Genomic DNA, 19,964 nt, shown 5'->3' with positions numbered 1-19,964 from the left:
ATTTATTTAGAGCGAGAAAACAGCTAATTATGGACCGAAAAAATGTCAGGGAGACACTCGGTTTTTATTGACAAGGGAAGTCATACCAACGCTAAGCTAAAGGGCGTAAATGTGGCGCGAAAATGGCGAAGCCGCGCCACGTTTGCGTCCCAGCCCCGACAGGGGCGTTTTTGAGCGCCTTGTTAGCGCCCAATTCGCTCAGCCACAGATGCTAAATTTTTATGGTTTTCAGCCCAACCAGCATGTATGGATATGTCCCCTTCAAGTAATTGAGGGCAATTAATTTCTATGGATGCGGAGGACTCGGCATTTATCCTTGCTATTCTCTCGCATTCGATTCGATTACTCTGCTCGAACCAAACTACAACGTCTCCGCCGAAATCATGATTGTTGACAACCTTGAATCGCTTTAGAGGGAAAGAGGTACTGTCGCTACCACCAACGAATAGATCGTTGTCATTAAGGGTAAATGGATTATCAGAGTCGTTGCGAAGTCCCAGCGCTTTCAGGATTGAATTATTTGAATTTATTACTTTATTGCTAATCGTTTTTCCAAAGAAGTCAGCTCCTGAGTAGGCGCTTATGTGTGCGAGGACTAAAAAAACCAAAAAATAACAAATACGATATGAAATTTTTGTGACATTGTTTTTTCCTTTTATTATCAAAATACTTTGTGTATTGCTTATAAAGCGTCAAAAGCCCCGGAGGCTCGTTGAATTGGGCGCTAAAACCCCGATAAGGGGCAATTGCTTGCATGCGAAAATCGCGAAGCCGCATGCGAGGAATTGTCCCAGCGAGCGGAGCGAGTGTGTTGATTGGTTTGTTAAGCGCCACTACGTGTCTAAGCATATCTCATCCCAAGATTCTTCAGCGTAACATACCCACTCAAGAGATTTCCTCCGCTCAATAATGATGTCCATATTGACTAAGTTTGTAGCTTTATTATTCATTTGCGAATGCCTACAGAACCAATGTGCCCTGTAAAAGGCATCCAATTTTTCAATAATTTCTTTTTCTGATCTCAATGTAAATGAGTTCAAGAAATCCTGCGCGGGTTCGTTGTCTACAAAACTAGGTAAATAGGACGCGAGTGAGTCTTCAACCTCAGAGTTGAATGTTAAGTTGCCATGATAGCCTCCGCACCATGTGAGAGCCCATATCGCTTCTATGCTCCAATACAAATCAATTTTAGTCTGGTCTTCCCATTTATTGTATTCCTGCCCCAAAAGAGCAGTCTCTTCCTCAGTGAGATGCCGCATGAGGTTATTTTGCTTCAAATACGACGAAACAAATTCGTTTGTTGCTCCAAAGTGAGATTGAAGTAATACCGCAAGAACGACACATCTTTCTGCAACTTCATGCGCACTACGAAATTTTGGAATGTCTAAAGCGGGAAGATGCTCTGGAACAATTATTCCCAGTTTTGAAAGAGTCTTCGTGTTTTTCTTTTTGATTTTCTGTGGGTTGATTCTAGAAAAAAACATGAGATGCTGAATATCCGTGGTGCTTAACAATTTATTAGTTTTCAATCTGGGGTAAAGAACTACGACGAAGTGGGGTATAAGTCCATGACTTTCTTTGGCTGGCATTTTCCTCAGGCCTCTCAAAACCTCATACACTGGGTAAAGTAATTCACTCTGGGGTAATTAAACACCCCAAAAAAGTGCTGCATATTTTGAAGCAGTCAATATCGTTAAAACTGTTTTTGTGTACAGTGTTTAAGTGCGCAAAGTAGAGATACTGTGGCCGCTGCTTGGAGGAAGCTACATGCCGTCACAATTTTTGCAATACATCGAGGCATTCATGTGTCGTAAACGCTATGCAAAGCGCACAATCGAGTCATATGTGTCGTGGATCGCTAAGTACATTCGATTTCATCAGCTTCAGCATCCGTCAAAGCTGCACGACAATGATGTTGAAGTATTTTTGTCGTTTTTAGCATCCGAAGCAAACGTTGCTGCAAACACGCAAGCCCAGGCGCTTAATGCATTGACATTTCTTTACAGCAAAATTATTCAGAAGCCATTAACAGCAGACTTGCGCTTCGCTAAAAGCCATCAACAAAAAAAGCTGCCGGTGGTGCTTACTCGGGCAGAGATTACGGCGTTGCTAGCGCACGTTTCGTCGCTGCATTTGCTGGCTGTCAGCATGCTTTACGGAAGCGGCTTGCGCCTGATGGAGTGTGTTCGCTTGCGTGTCGGAAATATTGATTTCGATTTTAAGTGTGTCAGGGTTTACAACGGAAAGGGGGGCAAGCATCGAGTGGTAACGTTAGCTAAAAAATATGCACACGCGAATAAACAATTGGAATGGCAGTATTTATTCTCGGCAACCAAACGCAGTGTTGACCCGGAATCTAAACTTGTGCGCAGGCACCACATTGATGAAAAGCAAATCCAACGCTCGATACGCATTGCAGCAGCTGATGCAGGTATCTCAAAAAATGTGACACCGCATACACTCCGGCATACCTTCGCAACACACTTGCTGCAATCGGGAGCCGATATCCGAACGGTACAAGATCAACTGGGTCATACCGACGTGCGAACTACGCAGATTTATACACACATTTTACAGCGGGGCGGTAATGCCGTTGTCAGCCCGTTAGGGTAAATGGGCACTAAGCATTCCGCTCGACGGCAGTGTGGGCTAGCGCAACAAGCGCCTGTTTGTAATCGCTATCAGGAATTTCATTCAGTGCCTGAATCGCAAAATCGGCTTCAGCTTCGGCTAATTTTCGGGTGTAATCGAGGGCGCCGGTTTGTTTGATAACAGCTAAAATTTTATCGAATGCAGGCAAGCCATCGCTGTTTTCAATGGCACTTCGGATCAACGCCGCGTCTTCCTCGTTTGTGGCATTCCACATGGCGTATAACAAAGGCAGCGTGGGTTTGCCTTCGGCGAGATCGTCGCCGGTATTTTTACCCATCACATCGCTGTCGGCGTCATAATCCAAAACGTCGTCAATTAACTGAAAGGCGGTCCCTAAGTGTTTACCGTATGTCTGCATTGCGTTTTCAATCGCATCAGGCTGTTCGGTCAACACCGCGGCAAGTTGCGTGGCTGCTTCAAACAGACGTGCCGTTTTACTGTAAATAACGTCCAAATAGCGCTCTTCGGTGGTGTTAGGATCGTTGCAGTTCATAAGCTGCATCACTTCACCTTGAGCGATACGGTTTGTCGCGTCAGACAAAATATCCATGACACGCATGCGTTGTAAACCCACCATCATTTGAAATGCGCGAGAGTACAGAAAGTCACCCACCAGCACACTGGCTTGATTTCCAAACAACTCGTTCGCGGTTTCTCGCCCACGGCGCAATGTCGATTCATCAACGACATCATCATGCAGCAGTGTCGCGGTGTGGATAAACTCGATAATCGCGGCTAAATGAATATGTTCGTTCGATTGGATGTTCAATGCTCTGGCGGCAAGTACAGTGAGCAGAGGGCGTAGTCGCTTACCACCACTGTTCACAATGTAGAAGCCAAGCTGATCGATGAGGGCGACATCAGAGGCGACCTGTGATTGGATCAGTTGATTGACCGCCAGCATATCGGTTTGCGCTAGCGCTTGGATCGCATCTTTATCCATAAAAAAATCTGACTACCCGAGACATCGAAATTGTCGTGAATTGTACAGCAATAAAGCTTGGTATCCAGTCGGGAATATCGGAAAATACAGGTCGTTCGGCGGATTTTACAACCGACCAAACCCTCAGAAACACTGCGCTTTGGCTGGTTTTGAAAAAAGTGTTGCAAAAATAGCCATTTTTCGCGGCAGGGCACTTGCCTCAAATTTGGTTATCACGTACAATCCGCGCCCTGTTTTTGTAATCAGCGCAACAGTGCGCAGAGCGGAGTAATTTATGTACGCGGTTTTCCAAAGTGGTGGTAAACAACACCGTGTGGCCGAAGGTCAAACCGTTCGTCTTGAAAAACTTGAAGTCGCCCCAGGCGAGTCAATCGATTTTGAAGACATCTTAATGGTAAGTAATGGTGATGACGTTAAAATCGGCACACCTTCAGTAGCGGGTGCTAAAATAACAGCTGAGGTTGTTACGCACGGTCGTGGCGAAAAAGTTAATATCGTCAAGTTCCGTCGTCGTAAGCATTCACGTAAGCAAATGGGTCATCGTCAGTGGTTCACTGAAGTGAAGATCACTGGCATTAGCGCATAATAGGAGCACGTACACATGGCACATAAAAAGGCTGGTGGTAGTACCAAAAACGGTCGTGACTCAGAAAGCAAACGCTTAGGTGTTAAGCGTTTTGGCGGTGAGTCCGTTCTAGCCGGTAACATCATTGTTCGTCAACGCGGAACTCGTTTCCACGCCGGTGACAACATGGGTATTGGTAAAGACCACACTCTATTCGCTTTATCTGACGGTAAAGTTCAATTTGAAGTGAAAGGTCCAAGAAACCGTAAATTCGTCAGCATCGTTGCTGAGTAAGAGAATTTAGCGAATTCGAAAAAGCCCCGCTTCATGCGGGGCTTTTTTATGACCGCATTGAATAGCAAAATAGCGTAAGCATGCAGTGTTGACTACACTATGTAGCATTAGGTAAGCGAACCAGGTGGTCGCTTACCACAATTAGCATTTAAGGTTTGGCGCTGGCTAAACTTTTCAGTTCGAACCCAGTAAGTATTAACAGAGATAATCATGAAGTTTGTAGATGAAGCGGAAATTCGCGTCGAAGCCGGCGATGGCGGCAATGGCACTATCGGTTTTCGCCGAGAAAAATATGTTCCTCGCGGTGGCCCCGATGGTGGCGACGGTGGTGACGGTGGCAGTGTTTATTTGGTGGCTGATGAAAACCTCAACACACTGATTGATTATCGTTTTGAGCGTTTCCATCGGGCTCAACGTGGCCAGAACGGGCAAGGCAGTGATTGCACAGGGCGTGGTGGTGAAGATTTAGAGTTGAGGGTGCCTGTTGGTACGCGAGCCACGGATAAAGATACCGCAGAACTGCTGGGTGACCTAACCCAACATGGCCAACGCCTTAAAGTGGCGCAAGGTGGCTTTCATGGGCTCGGAAATGCACGTTTCAAAAGCAGCACCAATCGTGCACCTCGTATTAAAACCGATGGTACGCCGGGTGAAATCAGAACGTTGCAGCTCGAACTGATGCTACTCGCCGATGTGGGGTTACTGGGTATGCCAAATGCCGGTAAATCCACTTTTATTCGAGCCGTTTCTGCGGCAAAGCCGAAAGTCGCGGATTACCCATTTACCACATTGGTGCCTAATTTGGGTGTGGTGAGAATGGATTCACAGGAAAGTTTCGTGATTGCGGATATTCCAGGGCTGATCGAGGGCGCTGCAGAAGGCGCCGGCTTGGGTATTCAATTTTTGCGTCATCTCGAGCGCTGCCGTGTGCTGCTTCATATGGTTGATATTATGCCCGTGGATGGCTCCGATCCGGTTGATAACGCCCGAGCAATAGTTAACGAGCTGGAAAAATACAGCCCTAAACTGGCCGCTAAACCGCGCTGGTTGGTTTTCAATAAGATTGACCTGTTAATGCCAGAGGAAGCCGAAGCATTGACCGCTAAAATAGTCAAAGCACTTGAGTGGGAAGGCGACTATTATCAGATTTCGGCATACCAGAAACTCGAAACGCAGTCGTTATGTCGCAAGGTCATGGACTTTATTCATGCGTTGCCAGCCGACACAGGTGCTGAGGATGATCAGCAACCGATTGACTTTAAATGGGATACGTTTGACAAAAACGCCGCGCAAGAGGCTGATTTTGATGGCGATGATGACGATTGGGATGACGACGATGATGATCATGATATGCAGATCATTTATCGCAAATAGCACTGCGCTCGGGTAAACTGCACAGCATTGAGTTTTGTTTAGTACCCGCCTCTATGCGAATTTCCATGATAGCAGCGATGACGCCAGCGCGCGTTATCGGTGCTCAAAACACCATGCCATGGCACTTGCCTGCCGACTTACAACATTTTAAACGGGTTACGTTGGGAAAGCCGGTGATCATGGGGCGCAATACCTATGAATCTATCGGCAAAGCGCTACCCGGGCGACCGAACATTGTTGTCTCCAGTCGAGATGACTATGTTTTGCCGGATGCTTCAGTCGTTAATCATTGTGAAAAAGCCCTTGAGCTGGCGCAATCTTATGCCGGTGAAGAAGTCATGATCATTGGAGGAGGGCGGATCTACCAGAGTTTCTTACCGCAGGCTCAACGGTTATACCTCACCCTGATTGACGCGGACATCAAAGGCGACACGTATTTCCCCAACTATGAAGATGCAGCGTATTGGCGCGAAATTGCCCGTGAGCATCGTGAAGCTGATGAACGTAACCCACATGATCTCACGTTTGTGACGCTGGAACGGATTTCTGCGAGCGCCACAGAGTAATACTGTAGCTGTACGCGTACACCGTACTGAACACAATAGAAGGCGTGACAGTTAGCCACAGATTTGGCGTTTGATTGAGTAGATTCACACCCACCACGAGTATTGATTGAACCAGAATCGGCAAGATGGGGGCGAAAACCACGCCCGGTAACTGAGCGCCTGCTAATCGACGTGCAGATTGGTCTAATGCATCGTTCATTGCATCGCGCATTGCCGATGCCTGCCGAGATGGGCTGTGTACCGCACATAACACCGGTACCATAAACGCCAACGACAAGCACCGATGCGCCAGTGAATGGTTTGCTCGTTCAAGCAAGAACGTAAAGCCCAGTGTGATCAGGCCACTGTAAGCACCCTGCACAAAGGCGCTTTGAAGCGTCATTGCGGGGTCAATATCGGGCGCGCTGTTTGCCCAATACGCCCATCCGAAATAAAAAACAAAGGCAACAGCGCCGGATAAGATCAGTCTATAGGTCGAATTCACATGGATGTTTGGTTAAACAACGCTTCCAGATTAAGGCCTTGATGACCCAGCATATCGCGTAAGCGACGCAAGGCTTCAACTTGAATTTGACGAACACGCTCACGCGTAAGACCAATTTCCGCACCAACATCTTCGAGCGTTGACGGCTCATACCCCATCAGACCGAAACGACGCGCTAAAACTTCCCGCTGTTTCGGATTGAGATCGCTCAACCAACGAACAATACTTTGCTTTATGTCGCTATCTTGTAAATTTTCTTCCGGGCTGTATTCGTTATCATCAGCGATAATATCCAGCAGGGCTTTGTCACCATCACCACCAATGGGGGTATCGACGGAGGTGATACGCTCATTTAAACGGAGCATTTTCGTCACGTCCTCAATGGGGCGGTCGAGTTCGGCGGCTATTTCCTCAGCGCTGGGCTCGTGATCAAGTCGTTGCGAAAGCTCTCTGGCCGTGCGCAGGTAAACATTTAATTCTTTGACGACATGAATAGGCAACCGGATCGTGCGTGTTTGGTTCATGATGGCACGTTCGATGGTTTGACGTATCCACCAGGTCGCATAAGTCGAAAAACGGAAACCTCGCTCAGGGTCGAATTTTTCTACGGCACGAATTAAACCTAAATTACCTTCTTCAATCAGGTCGAGTAGGGCGAGACCACGATTATTATAGCGACGAGCGATTTTAACCACTAAACGTAAGTTGCTAACGATCATGCGTTTGCGTGATGCTTCATCGCCTTTCAGTGCTTTGCGCGCGAAAAACACCTCTTCTTCGGCAGACAACAGCGGTGAAAACCCTATCTCACCGAGATAAAGCTGGGTCGCATCAAGTGTTTTGGTAAATTCTTCGGCCGTGAGTGAGTCGTCGGCAGACGTATCAGGCTTGGATTGTTTGGATTCAGCTTCAAGAGAGGCTTCATCAGGCTCCATGACAAGGGTGTCTATGTCGCCGTCTATCTCATCTTTTGTGGTGCCGGGAGCATCCGCTTGCGCATCATCGATTACAGCGTTTTTGGTTTGTCCCATAACTGCATCTCCTTTGTAGTTTCCTACGTCATTAGTTTTGTACGATCTCTCCTGTCTTTCTAATTATTATTTATTGTTATTATCGGCGGGGAAGATAGCGTATCGGGTCAAGTGACTTGCCGCGATATCGAACTTCAAAATGAAGCATGACCGAATCGGTACCTGAATTTCCCATTGTGCCTATTTTTTGCCCTGCACTAACCCATTGCTGCTCTTTCACCTCAATGGTGTCGTTGTGTGCGTAAGCGCTTAAAAACGTATCGGTGTGCTTAACAATAATTAAGCGCCCATAGCCTCTCAGAGCTTCACCGGTATAAACAACTTTGCCATCAGCGGCGGCAACCACAGGTGTGCCACGTTGATTGCGAATATCGATGCCTTTGTTACCCGACTCACTGGCATCAAACAAACCGACTAACTCACCCTCTGCGGGCCACACCCAAGTGTTTACCTTACTGGCAAACTGCGTTGGCGGAGCGCTAGACCTAGGCGGCGCTGGTGTGTTGCGTTTCGGCAACTCGACTCTTCTTGGCACCGTCTTTACATTTTGTTCACTTTCACCATACGCCTGCTCTGGTTTGCGGTCAACTGGCTTTGGCGCGACAGGGGAACTGGTTCGACCTCGCGAAGCGACAGGGGCTGTTAGGCGCAGCGATTGGCCCACCTTAATGGTGTAGGGAGCCGACAAATTATTGTATTTTGCAAGGTCCCGGTAATCGTTGCCGCTGTACCATGCGATGGCGAAGAGTGTGTCACCGGGTTGAACGGTGTAGGTGGAACCGGAAAACGGACCTGCCGGTTCTTCAACTCTCATATCCAATGTGGTGACCGGCGCGGGTGTATGTTGTGTTGAGCACCCTAACAAAAGTGCCGAAGAATACAGTGCGAGTAACAGGCGCGCTAAGTACCGGAATGGGATAGTACAACGAAGGTCAGCACCGGTAACAACCACGGTTTTCTGTCCTGTCAACGTAAGTAAAAGTAGGCAGCAACAGCCAGTAAAACAACCGCCCAGCCCAAAAACTCTACCCATTCGCGCAATTTACTTTCCATTGCTGGGCCACCCCACCGCATTAAGGCGGCGACAAGGAAAAAACGCATCCCGCGGCCGACCGCTGATGCCAGCAAAAAGGGTAAAAATGCCATGCTTAGGAAACCCGCGCTCACGGTGAAAATTTTGTACGGTATGGGTGAAAAGCCGGCAATAAACACAACCCACACACCGTAAAGTTCGAACCATTCTACCGCGCGGTCGACTTTGGGTTGATAACCCATGGTTTCAATCCAGGGGGCGATAAGGGCTTCAAACGCAAACAAACCTAAGAAGTACCCTGCAATACCACCCAGTACTGATGTTACTGTGGTGATTAACGCAAAACGCCATGCTTTGGAGGGTTGGCCAAGTGCCATTGGCGCGAGCATGACGTCCGGTGGAATGGGAAACACCACTGATTCGGCAAAACTCAATACGCCTAAATAGCGTTCAGCATGCCGATGTTTGGCCCAGCGCAGCGCGAGGTCGTAACAGGGCTGAAAAATCTTCATGCAATAGCACCGGCCACTAAAGGCACGAAACGAACTGACTCAACTTCTTCAGTCACCAATTCCCCATCGCGGCGATCAATGCATAAAAGCGTTTGCGAATCATGGCCTACCGGAATAATCAAACGCCCACCCTCGCTCAGTTGATCGGTTAATGCCGTGGGCAGAGAACTCGCCGCGGCGGTTACAATAATGGCATCAAACGGACCTTTGCTTTGCCACCCTTGCCAACCGTCGCCATGCTTCATTGAAATATTGTGCAAATTAAGGTGATTCATGCGTCGTTTTGCTTGGAACTGCAGTGATTTGATGCGTTCTACGGAAAAAACCTTAGTAAACAATTGGGCGAGAATAGCGGTTTGATAACCAGAGCCTGTACCGATTTCCAGCACACTGTTTGCTCCATTCGGCGCGTTCAGCAATAACTCGGTCATGCGCGCTACAATATAGGGTTGAGAAATGGTTTGGCCCTGACCAATGGGTAGCGCGGTATTCTGAAAGGCTTTATGTTTTAGCGCATCTGGCAGAAAGAAATCGCGCGGCGTGCCTGCGATCGCGTTGAGCACCCGATTGTTCGTAATGCCTTCCTGCACCAAAAGTTGGGCGAGTGCGTCGCCTTTACGTGAACTTGCTCTCATGAGGATTCAGTGTGTCGGTCGATTGTTATTGGTTTTTTCATTATTGTCACGGTTCAGATGGATTTGTTCAACCAATCTTTCATCTCATCCATGCTTTGGTACGCCGTGATATCAACACTCAGTGGTGTGATTGAGCTGTAACCATTAGCAATGGCGTGAAAATCGGTGCCCGGTCCAGCATCTTGTTCACTGCCCACGGGGCCATACCAGTATATTTCGCGCCCGAAAGGATCGGTGTCTTTCACCATGGTTTCAGCACGGTGACGGCGCCCCTGACGAGTAACCTGCACCCCGTTTAATGAGGCGTAGGGTAAATCGGGCACGTTGATGTTCAGGATCTGATTGGCCGGTAACGGGTGCGCCTTCAACTTATTAATGGTATCTACTACCACTTTGGCAGCGGTTGCAAAGTGTTCACCGCGTTTGCTGGTAAGTGATACGGCAATGGCCGGAAGCCCCATGTATCGGCCTTCAGTTGCCGCCGCAACCGTGCCAGAATAAATCACGTCATCGCCAAGATTCGCGCCATGATTAATGCCGGAAACCACCAGTTCAGGATCATCCTGCATAAAACTGTTCACACCGAGATGAACACAATCAGAGGGGGTGCCGTTGACTGAATAAAACCCATTTTTCATGGTCATGACGCGCAGTGGGGCGTGTAGCGACAAGGCATTGCTTGCGCCGCTGCAATTTCGATCGGGAGCGATAACCGTTACATCATGGTGTTCCGCCAAGGCGTCATATAACACTGCGAGGCCTTCGGCATGCACTCCGTCGTCATTACTCAATAAAATTCGCATGATGTCTCCTCAGTATCTGATGATTTCTCGCAGCACAGACGTCGCATAACACCCCGATGGTAACGAAAACTGCAGCTCTAAATCATCACCATTCACCTTCCATGTTAAATCTTGTGGGGTGGTTAGCAAAGCCCGTCGCTCTTGGCGTAAACCTAATTCCGACAGCAGTGCTCTGGCCGGTTCAAAGCCATTGAGCTGAGCGCTTTCCCATGCAAATGCCTGATCTTTAGAGGCCAGCTCGCCTTTGCCGAGCATTGGCGCGGTTAACAAAATATCGCGTTCCTGCAGCCGCTTTAACAATACCTCATCCACCTGGTCACAGATAAAAAAACTATTGCTGCCAGACAGTTGTATAGCATCACCCGGTAATGGTTGATGCGCTAATGATGCCTGCACTCGGGCGCTGACGACCGTATTAAATACCCAACTGCGCAAGGCAGAAATTGCCATAGAGCGCTTGTTGCGATTGCGGATTGTCTCTCCTGCCAGCATCTTTTCCGCCAGTGCGAGATTACCGCCGACCTGCCAGGTGTCATCCGGTGTTTGTTTAACACCAAAACGCTGCTCGGCGAAATAGTTGGGCACACCATGGGCGGTGACGTTGGCAAGTCGTTCGGCAAAATCTTCGGCCAGTGTGACATCGCGAAGCCTGATGTCAAACGCATTACCTTTCAGTACGCCCGTGCGCAATTTTTTCGTGTGGCGCTGGCTGCTTAGCACGCGAGCGCCCTCCAGCGCAAAGGATTGCCAATCAGGCTCGCTATTGCCAGGTATGTGCAAGCCGAACCATTGTTCGGTAACGGCCAGCTTATCTTTGCGCCCAGCGTACGTCACATTGCGCAACGGGATCTGACAAAACTTGGCCAGCTGTTCAGCCACAAAGGCGGTATTCAGGTTTGTTTTTTCCAGCCACACGTAAATGTGCTCGCCCTCGCCTGAGGGTGCATAGCCAAGCTGCTCGCGGACGATAAAATCTTGTGGTTGTTGCTTAAATGTACCGGTGCTTGACGGTTTACCATGCAAATATTGCCAACCTTGCGTATCCAACACCATTACCGTGCTTCCAGCAAGACGACAGCGTGACATGCAATGCCTTCTTCTCTGCCGGTGAAGCCGAGCTTTTCGGTCGTGGTTGCCTTCACATTAATCATGCCAATCGCCGAATCGGTATCGTCAGCAATGGTGCGGCGCATCGCTTCAATATGCGGTGCCATTTTTGGTGCCTGAGCGACGATAGTCATATCGGCGTTGCCAAGGCGATAGCCGTGTTCATTAAGCAGTGCCATCACATGACGCAGCAACACACGACTGTCAGCGTTTTCGTAGTTAGAGTCCGTGTCGGGGAAGTGTTGGCCAATGTCGCCCAGCGCCGCTGCGCCAAGCAGTGCATCGCACAACGCATGAAGTAGCACATCACCGTCAGAATGGGCAATAAGACCCTGCGCGTGTTCGATAGCCACGCCACCGATCATGATGGGGCCGGCACCGCCGAATTTGTGCACGTCAAAACCGTGACCAATGCGCATGTTTGCTCTCCGTTACTGCTGCTTATTTTGGGTCAAATAGAAGGTGGCCAGCGCTAAATCGTCTGGCGTGGTGATTTTAATGTTGCTTGCGTTGCTCTCGATTAGCGCAACGTCGAGCCCTTGAGCTTCCATCGCCGATGCTTCATCAGTGATGGACAATCCTTTTTCAAGACCGACCTCGATGGCATCAATCAATTGAGTCAGTGGAAAAAACTGCGGGGTTAGCGCATGCCATAAAAATTCACGGGGCTCGGTGCGTTCAATCACCGGTACGGCAGCCTCGCTGCATTGTGAACGTTTCATCGTGTCGCGCACGCGCGACGCTAAAATGCCGCCAGCGCAGGGTTCACTGCGTAAGGCTAACAAATTGCTAATATCTTCGTGGCGTACGCACGGTCGGGCCGCATCGTGTACCAGCACCCATGACTCTGCATTGCTTTGATCACTATTTTGGCTGTCTCTAACGGCGCGCAATCCGCACAATACACTGTCAACGCGCTCATCCCCGCCGATCACGAGCTGAATATTGCTCTGTTTCGCGATCGTCAGGCCGCTAAAGATGGTGTCATCGGTACTGATCACAACGTATATATCGCCGATGCGCGGATGTGAATCGAGGGTTTCGATGGTGTGCTGTAAGATCGTTTTTCCGGCGATGGTTAAATACTGTTTAGGCATGCTGGCTTGCATGCGCTTGCCAATGCCCGCAGCGGGTATAACAACTGGGTAAAGAGTCGACATGGGTTATTGCTCTGCTGGCAGAATACGGTAAAACGTTTCGCCTTGTTTAATCAGGCCTAATTCGTTGCGAGCGCGTTCTTCGATCGCTTCAAGGCCTATTTTCAAATCGTTGATGTCTGCTTTTAGCAAATCGTTACGCTGAGTCAGATTCGCATTTTGCTGCACTTGTGCGGCTATTTGCGCTTCCAGTTCCCATAAGTCGGGAATACTGTGCTTGCCAAACCAAAGGCGGTACTGCAGCAGCGCCAGTAAGGTGATAAGCAACAGTGGCAATAAGCGTTTGCGCAACATGAAAATGCCTTTCATTGAGATGCGCCTATTATGCCGCGTATCGATTCACAATCAAAGCTTTCACCCGCCTAGTTTGCCTTTAAGCTTATCAAGTAGCTTTTTCTTCTGATCGTCAACCACATTGTTGAGTTGGGTTTGCAAAAGGTTTTCTAGCGTTGTCGCATCGCCTGATGCGAGTGCTTGCCAGTCGACCGTTTGAGCCAACGCCGCATTCGTTTCGCCCAGCGCATCAGCGGCTTTGGCGTTCAACTTATCACGCAGTTCGCTGAGCTTTCCACTTTGCCCGCCAGACAAGTTTGCTGCGATCGCGCCAACCAATTGCTTATCCAGATTTGAACCAATTGAAAAACGCGGACTGTTGATATCGCCGCTAAAGCCAATATTCATCGCGAGCGAGGAAATATCTTCAAGCGCGTCGGCTAGAGCACTGGTAAAATTGTCGGTGCCGCTGGCTGTCAATGCAAGCTGTACCAAGTCAACTTTGCCCGTACCGCTTACCTGATTATCTGTGACCTTAAGCGAGCCGCTTGACGCCAGCAACGCTTCGGCGATCTGCGCCGTCATGCGGCCACCGTCTGATAAGGTTAAATTGTCTAAATTCACGCCAGAGAGTGACCAGTTTTGCTGCGCATCGATACCTTTGTCATCTAATTTGAACTGACCAGATGTGTTAAACGCGCTCCAAAACGCGCCTGCGGCTGCATCGACAGTAAACGTGGTAGCCGCGTTGATCAGCGCATGTTGGTCGGTGATATTTTGCCATTGCGTTGTGATGGATTCGCCTTTGACGTTAACCGAGGCTCGCGCATTCTTGATCCACACTTTAGGCAACCCGTCCGTATTGATTTCGACAGGTTTTGCATCTTCGGTATCGCCTTGCAGCATGGGCGCTATGGTTTGTATCGCCAGCGTGAGGTACTGCGTATACTGTTCGGCTTTATCACCAAACACACTTTGCGTGACTTGCTGCAAGGCAGCCTGGTCCCCAGCAAACACACCTTGCAGTAACTGATAATCCTGCTGTGGCGCATTTCTCAAAGCGCTGACGGCTTCACTCAAATCAGCCTTAGCGGTTTGTGCTGCCTGTTTAAATGCCTCAATCTTTGCCTTATCAACGCGCATCTGCTCTTTGAGTTCATCAAACTTCGCTTTTGCCTGTAACAGTGCTTGTGGGTCGTTGAACTGAGTTTCCTTCAACGTTTTAATTTCCTGCTTATAAAATTCGAGACGTGCTTTATCAGGTAACGACTGGTATTGCGACTTAAGCGTGTCGGTGTGCGTTTGATAGGTTTGCTGAGCTTGCTCTACCGCTTTGGTGGTTTTTAAGGGAGAGTTTGCCAATAGTTCATCCACAGACGGAATATCCTCGGCTGTCGGAAAGGCAAAACCGGCACTGGGGTCGGGTTTTCGAATCACTTTGCCTGCGCTTGCTCTTGGTTGCGCAAATTGAACATTATCAATATTGAGTTGATTGGCGATAAGTTTTTGTTTCAACAGTGGCATGATCTCAACATCGGCAAACGCTTCACCAACAACCACTTTGTTTTGCATCGGTTTGGCGGGGTCGGTGAGTTGTATATCTCTTAACGTAATCGTTGCGGGAAACAGGCTATGGCTGACGTCACCAATATTCACTTCAGCACCATAGGCCTCTGTCAGCTGTTGCTCGCCGATTGTTTTGATGAGGTAATCAAGCAGGAAAAAGTAGGTCACCAACAGCAAGGCGACTATAATCAGCAGCGTGTTTCTAAGCAATTTCATCGTATTTCCCATATTCACTAATACCATCGACTGCGGCCTGTGGCCCTATCACTAAAGACAAAAATGGGTGCAGCGAGTTCAACGCCATGGTCGCACAGTGATGTTGATCTACCGACTATGGTTGATACTGAAAAAACATCAATGATACGCTTGTTGTCTTGCGTTTATTTTACGCGCTGTCAGCATTATTCAACGTCAATGAGTTTGGCACACTCTGTTGTCTTTTCAATTTAACTAGAGGCTCATATGCTTTTTTCTGATCAACTTTGTTCGGCATTACCACTTCGTCAGGCTATTCGTGATTATCATCGCATTGACGAAGAAAAAGCGATTGATTTCATTCTTCCCGAAGCTGAAATCAACATGCGTGCGCGCAGCCGAGCCTGGGACCGTGCGCGCAAGCTGGTGTTGCGCATCCGTAAGGAGCAGGAAGGTCACGGCGGCGTAGACGCACTATTAAATGAATATTCTCTCTCTACATCGGAAGGTGTGGTGCTGATGTGTCTGGCTGAGGCGTTACTACGTGTGCCTGACAAAGAAACGCAGGAAGGTTTAATCCGCGATAAGCTGGCAAAAGGTAAGTGGGCACCGCATTTAGGCAACAGTGATTCGTTTTTCGTGAATGCGTCATCGTGGGGCTTGTTGCTCACCGGAAACATGGTGAATTACGCCGATAAGCGCAAAACCGAGCAATTTAATCTATTAGAAAAAACCATGGGGCGCTTAGGCGAACCGGTGATCCGCCGTGCTATGAATATCGCGATGAAAGTCATGGGCCGTCAGTTTGTCATGGGTGAAACCATTGACGAAGCGCTTAAGCGTGCACGCGAGAAAGAACAGCAAGGCTATGTTTATTCCTATGACATGTTGGGCGAGGGGGCACGTACTTCGGCTGACGCGGAGCGTTATTTTAAATCTTACGAAAAAGCGATCCATGCGATTGGTAAAGCTGCCAAAGGTAAAGGGCCACGGCTCAGCCCCGGTATTTCAGTCAAACTTTCGGCGATCCATCCACGTTATGAGTTCACCCATCGGGATCGTGTGCTCAAGGAAATCCCGCCTAAACTGCTTTCCCTGTGCTTGCTGGCAAAAGAGTACGACATCAATCTTACGGTAGATGCAGAAGAATCAGAGCGTTTAGATATTTCATTGGACATTATTGAGGCTGTGTTTCGCGACCCTCAGTTAGGCGATTGGTCTGGCTTCGGACTTGCGGTGCAGTCATACCAAAAGCGAGCCATCCATGTGATCGAGTGGCTGCGCGCGTTGACGGTTGAAGAGGGCCGCAGTTTGATGGTCCGTCTGGTTAAGGGAGCCTACTGGGATACCGAAATCAAAGCGAGTCAGCAAGGCGGGTTGGATGATTACCCCGTATTTACGCGTAAATCCTCTACAGACGTTTCATACCATGCGTGCGCGAATCGGTTGTTGGCCTATCGGGATTCTATCTACCCTCAGTTTGCTACGCATAATGCCTATACCGCGTCGGTGATTATTGAGTTGGCGGGTGACGATAGAACGGGCTTTGAGTTTCAGTGCTTGCACGGTATGGGCGATACCCTGTACGACAGTGTCGTTAATGAAGAAAAAATTCAGTGTCGTATTTACGCGCCGGTGGGCGATCATGAAGATCTCTTGGCATATCTCGTGCGCCGCTTACTTGAAAATGGTGCGAATTCATCTTTCGTTAATGCCATCATCGACGATAGTAAGCCGGTTGAATCTCTACTGGAAGATCCGGTCGAACGCACACAGCGCCTCACTCAACGCGTGAATCCGAATATTCGTTTGCCCAAGGCAATTTTTGCGCCTGAGCGGGTCAACTCAGCCGGCATCGATATCACCGATTTAAATCATATGGTGCCGCTGAAACGCGGTGTGGAACGCTTTATCAGCCTTTATCAGGTGGATGAGCCCACGCTGCCGGAAGGGGCCGTTGCGGTAAGAAACCCCGCCAATCAGTCGCACATTGTCGGTTACCATGAGTACGACACCAAAGCGCAGATGCAAGAAAAACTAGCCAAGGTGACTGAAGGTTACGAAAGCTGGCACACGTTGCCGGTTGCAGAGAGAGCGCATGTGCTAAACCGCATTGGTGATGCGCTGGAGCGCCATCGCGATGAGCTTATTGCGCTTTGTATTGTCGAGGCGGGTAAGGTGACACAGGATGCGATAGATGAAATCCGCGAAGCGGTTGATTTTTGTCGCTACTACGCCGTTGAGTTAGAGAAAGTTTGCCTGGATGAGCGTTTGCTCTCCCGTGGTGTTGTGTTGGCGATCAGTCCTTGGAACTTCCCACTGGCGATATTTTTAGGTCAGGTAGTTGCTGCCCTTGCGGCCGGCAATACCGTGATTGCGAAACCTGCCGAACAAACAGCGCTGATTGCCAGACGGGCAGTAGACATCATGTATTTGGTGGGCTTGCCGGAGGACGCTGTTCAATTAGTGATTTCCGACGGTGCGCCGGTAGGCGAAACGCTTTTGCCAGACGAGCGCGTCAATGCCGTTATGTTTACCGGATCTACGCAAACTGCCACCTTGATTGCACGCACACTCGCTAAGCGAAGCGGTGCTCAGGTGCCGTTGATTGCTGAAACAGGCGGTCAAAACTGCATGATTGTCGATTCCACCGCGTTACCCGAGCAAGTGGTTGACGACGTGGTGCATTCTGGTTTCCAAAGCGCAGGCCAACGCTGTTCAGCGCTGCGCGTGTTGTATTTGCAAGAGGAAATCGCTGACAAAGTCATTACCATGCTGGTAGGGGCGATGAAAGAATTGTCTATTGGTGACCCACGCTGGTTGAGCACTGATGTTGGCCCGGTGATCGATAAAAAAGCCTTAGACACGCTGCAAAGCCATATCAAAAATATGGAAGGAAAGGCCAAGCTGCTGCATCAATGTGACTTCGGCAGCGAGCACGTTGAGGGCGTTGATAAGGGTCACTTCTTCCCGCCAACATTATACGAGATTGAATCGGCAGACATTTTAGAAAAAGAAGTCTTTGGGCCAATCATTCACGTCGTACGCTTTAAAGCAAATCAGCTTGAAGCAACCGTAGAGAAAATTAACGCGCTGGGCTATGGCCTGACCATGGGCGTGCACTCTCGCATTGATGAACGCGCACAGGCGCTGGCAGAAATGGCGCGTGTCGGGAACGTTTACATCAATCGTAATATTATTGGTGCGGTCGTCGGTGTGCAGCCCTTTGGTGGGCGAGGCCTGTCTGGAACGGGTCCGAAGGCGGGTGGTCCAAACTATTTGCCGCGGTTAATGCTGGAACGCAAAACACCAAGCGATATCTGGACGGCGCCTGATCCGACCTCGCGGGACTTTACGCCCAATGAGGCAGACGATGAGAAAGTGGATCAGTGGATGCAAAAAGCCGCTGAAGCTCAGCAAAAATGGCGTCGTTTGGCGCTCAATGATCGGATTTCATTTGTACGTCAGATGTTGGCAAAACTGGCACGCGACGATGTTAGTGAAGATTATGCGGAAGAGTTGGATGCAACCCTGTCCGGCGCTCGTAAGCAATTGACGCTGATTGAAAAACTGTTGAAAAAGCACACCGCGTTACCGGGGCCAACCGGCGAGGCGAACGAACTGCGGTTTGAGTCTCGTGGTGTGCTACTCGGGTTTGGTGATACCAGTGTTAACTTCGACTATTGGGTATTGTCGTTGGTGACTGCGCTCGCCACGGGTAACGCCATTGTGACGGTGGTTTCTGATGCTTACTATGGCGAACTGGAAGCCATTAAGGGTTATCTGGTTGATGCTGGTGCGCCACCTGATGTGCTGCAAGTAGCACGTCCGGAGCATTTGCACGCATTGCTCGCCCACCCAGTGTTAGCCGGGGTTGTGGTCGACAGTCAAAACAATCACCACGAGTACTTCTGTGCACGGCTTGCCGAACGGGAAGGCCCAATCCTGCCGGTTATCACCTCAGAGTATATGGATAACCTGATTGTGCGGCTGATGACTGAAAAAACCATTAGTATTGATACCACTGCATCCGGCGGTAACACCTCGCTGATGACACTGGTTGATGATGACTAATTAGCGCCTGTTGGTCGCTGATTTTAAGCAACAGTGAGACACAAAAAAGGGCGTTCTAAACGCCCTTTTTTAGTGCTCGTTATCAGTCACTCGCTTCCATTACATCCATTGATCTTCACGGCGACGTTTTTTCGGCAGGTAAGTCAGTAATATGCCAAGCAGAATACAGACCACGGCAACGATACCGCCGCGAGTAAACCATTCAATCATGGCGGTATTGTCTGCGTTATCCAATTCCGATTGCAGCGTGATATTGCTTTGCAGTGCTGTTTCCAGCTCGCCAGCCATACGTTGATTTTGCTGCTCCAGGGCGTTTTTTTCGCTGCGAACGCGTTGGTATTGCTGCTGTAATGAACTGAGGCGTTCTTGCAACTCGCCCACTTGCTCTTCCAGTGCGGGCAGTTGTGCACGTATCGATGGCGTGTTGGACACATACTGGGCTTCAACCCACCCGGTCTGGCCTTCGTTATCGGTCATTTGAATAAATTGCGGGTCGCCATCACGTTGCAAAACCGTGATCGGTTGGCCTGCCTGTATGGTGCCTATAATACGATAGTTCCGACTGGGGCCTGTGTGTATGAATACCGTCAAATCATCGGTGATACTAGCTGTTGTAGCATCACTGCCCTGTTCTTGCAGAGCGATAGCTGAAAAGGAAAACGAAGCGAACAATAATAAAGCGAATAGTCGTTGCATAAAT

21 protein-coding genes are annotated in these 19,964 nt (G+C 49.2%); 6 read left to right on the top strand and 15 right to left on the bottom strand.

Going from position 1 to position 19,964, the window contains the following annotated elements:
* Positions 1–182: 182 nt before the first annotated feature.
* Positions 183–665 (bottom strand): hypothetical protein, encoded by a 483-nt coding sequence (locus tag KIU71_RS03155; protein WP_214129689.1) that lies wholly within the window; start codon positions 663–665, stop codon positions 183–185.
* Positions 666–833: 168 nt separating this feature from the next.
* Positions 834–1,589 (bottom strand): DUF4272 domain-containing protein, encoded by a 756-nt coding sequence (locus tag KIU71_RS03150; protein WP_214129688.1) that lies wholly within the window; start codon positions 1,587–1,589, stop codon positions 834–836.
* A 178-nt stretch (positions 1,590–1,767) separates the two neighbouring features.
* On the opposite strand from KIU71_RS03150, the gene KIU71_RS03145 reads away from it, so the two are divergent.
* Positions 1,768–2,613, top strand: coding sequence for a tyrosine-type recombinase/integrase (locus KIU71_RS03145; protein WP_214129687.1), 846 nt, complete (start codon positions 1,768–1,770; stop codon positions 2,611–2,613).
* Between the two features lie 7 nt (positions 2,614–2,620).
* Here KIU71_RS03145 and ispB read toward each other — a convergent pair whose 3' ends face one another.
* Positions 2,621–3,595 (bottom strand): octaprenyl diphosphate synthase, encoded by a 975-nt coding sequence (gene ispB, locus KIU71_RS03140; protein ID WP_214129686.1) that lies wholly within the window; start codon positions 3,593–3,595, stop codon positions 2,621–2,623.
* Between the two features lie 274 nt (positions 3,596–3,869).
* On the opposite strand from ispB, the gene rplU reads away from it, so the two are divergent.
* From rplU to folA, 4 genes are all read left to right on the top strand, one after another.
* The gene (gene rplU / locus KIU71_RS03135) at positions 3,870–4,181 is read left to right on the top strand and encodes a 50S ribosomal protein L21 (RefSeq protein ID WP_214129685.1); all 312 of its coding nucleotides are present in this window, start codon (positions 3,870–3,872) and stop codon (positions 4,179–4,181) included.
* A gap of 15 nt (positions 4,182–4,196) precedes the next feature.
* A complete protein-coding gene (rpmA, locus tag KIU71_RS03130; RefSeq protein ID WP_214129684.1) occupies positions 4,197–4,454 on the top strand; it encodes a 50S ribosomal protein L27 in 258 nt (85 codons plus the stop codon).
* A 210-nt stretch (positions 4,455–4,664) separates the two neighbouring features.
* Positions 4,665–5,828, top strand: coding sequence for an Obg family GTPase CgtA (gene cgtA, locus KIU71_RS03125; RefSeq protein ID WP_214129683.1), 1,164 nt, complete (start codon positions 4,665–4,667; stop codon positions 5,826–5,828).
* 65 nt (positions 5,829–5,893) lie between these two features.
* Positions 5,894–6,394, top strand: coding sequence for a type 3 dihydrofolate reductase (folA, locus tag KIU71_RS03120; RefSeq protein ID WP_214129682.1), 501 nt, complete (start codon positions 5,894–5,896; stop codon positions 6,392–6,394).
* Here folA and KIU71_RS03115 read toward each other — a convergent pair.
* From KIU71_RS03115 to KIU71_RS03065, 11 genes are all read right to left on the bottom strand, one after another.
* The gene (locus tag KIU71_RS03115; protein ID WP_250207190.1) at positions 6,348–6,776 is read right to left on the bottom strand and encodes a hypothetical protein; all 429 of its coding nucleotides are present in this window, start codon (positions 6,774–6,776) and stop codon (positions 6,348–6,350) included. The two genes, folA and KIU71_RS03115, sit on opposite strands and share 47 nt — an antisense overlap.
* A gap of 98 nt (positions 6,777–6,874) precedes the next feature.
* Positions 6,875–7,909, bottom strand: a complete 1,035-nt coding sequence (gene rpoS, locus KIU71_RS03110; protein ID WP_390881762.1) for an RNA polymerase sigma factor RpoS — start codon at positions 7,907–7,909, stop codon at positions 6,875–6,877.
* Positions 7,910–7,988: 79 nt separating this feature from the next.
* Positions 7,989–8,942 (bottom strand): peptidoglycan DD-metalloendopeptidase family protein, encoded by a 954-nt coding sequence (locus KIU71_RS03105; protein WP_214129680.1) that lies wholly within the window; start codon positions 8,940–8,942, stop codon positions 7,989–7,991.
* Positions 8,876–9,454, bottom strand: coding sequence for a YqaA family protein (locus tag KIU71_RS03100; protein ID WP_214129679.1), 579 nt, complete (start codon positions 9,452–9,454; stop codon positions 8,876–8,878). The genes KIU71_RS03105 and KIU71_RS03100 overlap by 67 nt, the downstream gene beginning before the upstream one ends.
* Positions 9,451–10,089, bottom strand: a complete 639-nt coding sequence (locus KIU71_RS03095; RefSeq protein ID WP_214129678.1) for a protein-L-isoaspartate(D-aspartate) O-methyltransferase — start codon at positions 10,087–10,089, stop codon at positions 9,451–9,453. Before KIU71_RS03095 ends, KIU71_RS03100 begins: the two co-directional genes overlap by 4 nt.
* A 53-nt stretch (positions 10,090–10,142) precedes the next feature.
* Entirely contained in the window at positions 10,143–10,892 is a 750-nt protein-coding gene (surE, locus tag KIU71_RS03090; protein ID WP_214129677.1) for a 5'/3'-nucleotidase SurE, read from the bottom strand.
* A gap of 9 nt (positions 10,893–10,901) precedes the next feature.
* Entirely contained in the window at positions 10,902–11,978 is a 1,077-nt protein-coding gene (gene truD, locus KIU71_RS03085) for a tRNA pseudouridine(13) synthase TruD (RefSeq protein WP_250207189.1), read from the bottom strand.
* Positions 11,945–12,418 carry a 2-C-methyl-D-erythritol 2,4-cyclodiphosphate synthase gene (gene ispF / locus KIU71_RS03080; protein WP_214129676.1) on the bottom strand — a complete coding sequence of 158 codons (474 nt, stop codon included), beginning with the start codon at positions 12,416–12,418 and terminating at the stop codon, positions 11,945–11,947. The genes truD and ispF overlap by 34 nt, the downstream gene beginning before the upstream one ends.
* A 12-nt stretch (positions 12,419–12,430) precedes the next feature.
* Positions 12,431–13,159 carry a 2-C-methyl-D-erythritol 4-phosphate cytidylyltransferase gene (ispD, locus tag KIU71_RS03075; RefSeq protein WP_214129675.1) on the bottom strand — a complete coding sequence of 243 codons (729 nt, stop codon included), beginning with the start codon at positions 13,157–13,159 and terminating at the stop codon, positions 12,431–12,433.
* A 3-nt stretch (positions 13,160–13,162) separates the two neighbouring features.
* Positions 13,163–13,450: a cell division protein FtsB gene (ftsB, locus tag KIU71_RS03070; RefSeq protein WP_214129735.1), complete on the bottom strand. Its 288-nt coding sequence runs from the start codon at positions 13,448–13,450 to the stop codon at positions 13,163–13,165.
* Positions 13,451–13,510: 60 nt separating this feature from the next.
* On the bottom strand, positions 13,511–15,211 hold the full coding sequence (locus KIU71_RS03065) for a TIGR03545 family protein (protein WP_214129674.1): 1,701 nt from the start codon (positions 15,209–15,211) through the stop codon (positions 13,511–13,513).
* Between the two features lie 246 nt (positions 15,212–15,457).
* Between KIU71_RS03065 and putA the strand changes: the two genes are divergently transcribed.
* On the top strand, positions 15,458–19,264 hold the full coding sequence (gene putA, locus KIU71_RS03060) for a bifunctional proline dehydrogenase/L-glutamate gamma-semialdehyde dehydrogenase PutA (protein WP_214129673.1): 3,807 nt from the start codon (positions 15,458–15,460) through the stop codon (positions 19,262–19,264).
* Between the two features lie 99 nt (positions 19,265–19,363).
* Here the strand turns inward: putA and KIU71_RS03055 are convergent, their stop codons facing one another.
* Entirely contained in the window at positions 19,364–19,960 is a 597-nt protein-coding gene (locus KIU71_RS03055; RefSeq protein WP_214129672.1) for a TIGR04211 family SH3 domain-containing protein, read from the bottom strand.
* Positions 19,961–19,964: the final 4 nt, after the last annotated feature.

Origin of the sequence: Alteromonas oceanisediminis, assembly GCF_018474025.1 — a bacterium.
Lineage (GTDB): Bacteria > Pseudomonadota > Gammaproteobacteria > Enterobacterales > Alteromonadaceae > Alteromonas_E > Alteromonas_E oceanisediminis.
The sequence above is the reverse complement of the archived record's forward strand: the minus strand, read 5'-3'. Positions and strand labels throughout refer to the sequence as shown.